The organism is Mesorhizobium sp. M7A.F.Ca.US.006.04.2.1, from assembly GCF_004022915.1.
GTDB classification, from domain to species: Bacteria; Pseudomonadota; Alphaproteobacteria; order Rhizobiales; family Rhizobiaceae; genus Mesorhizobium; species Mesorhizobium ciceri.
Genome location: NZ_RZQA01001481.1, coordinates 1 through 759, shown reverse-complemented (window position 1 = coordinate 759; position 759 = coordinate 1). Strand labels below are relative to the sequence as shown.

The window sequence follows — 759 nt, the reverse complement described above, 5'->3', positions numbered from 1 at the left end:
CCGGAATCCTGACCGGCCTCGAATGGGCCGCGGCCAACAGGTCTTGCAAGGCGATCGTCAGCGCTGCCGGTGACACGCCTTTCCTGCCGTTGGACCTTGTCGAGCGTCTGGCAGGGGCCGCCGATCAAAGCCCCGGTTCTATTGCCGTTGCCCGCTCGGCCGGCAAGCGGCATCCGACCTTCGCGCTGTGGCCGATCGGCTGCCGCGATGCCTTGCGGCACTTTCTGGTCGATCAGGATATCAGGCGGGTTTCGGCTTTCATCGACCGGCAGGGTTTTGTCGAGGTGGAGTTCCCGGTTCCGCCATCGGCGGGGATCGACCCTTTCTTCAACATCAACGAACCGGACGATCTTGTGTCTGCCGAGCGTCTGTTGCAGAGCATCAAGCCATGAACAGACGCGTCTTCGGCATCACCGGCTGGAAGAATTCCGGCAAGACGACTTTGACCGAGAGGTTGGTCAGCGAATTGGTCCGGCGCGGCTGGAAGGTGTCGACGGTGAAACATGCCCACCATGACTTCGACATCGACAAACCTGGCGCGGACAGCTTTCGCCACCGGCAGGCCGGCGCCACCGAAGTCGCGATCGTCTCCGGCGTTCGCTGGGCACTGATGCACGAGCTGCGCGGCGAGGATGAGCCGACATTGGAGACTGTCCTGTCGCGGCTTGCCCCTTGCGACCTCGTGCTGGTCGAAGGCTACAAGCGCGAAGCCCACAGCAAGATCGAAACCCGCCGGCTGGATGCGAAGGACCGTACGCC

2 protein-coding genes are annotated in these 759 nt (G+C 63.2%); both read left to right on the top strand.

What is annotated here, in order from left to right:
• Positions 1–392 (top strand): NTP transferase domain-containing protein (locus tag EN925_RS38200; RefSeq protein WP_164894790.1); only part of this gene is annotated, 392 nt, incomplete at its 5' end.
• Positions 389–759, top strand: a 371-nt coding sequence (gene mobB / locus EN925_RS38195) for a molybdopterin-guanine dinucleotide biosynthesis protein B (protein WP_128337484.1), incomplete at its 3' end; no start/stop codon positions are given. The genes EN925_RS38200 and mobB, both read left to right, overlap by 4 nt.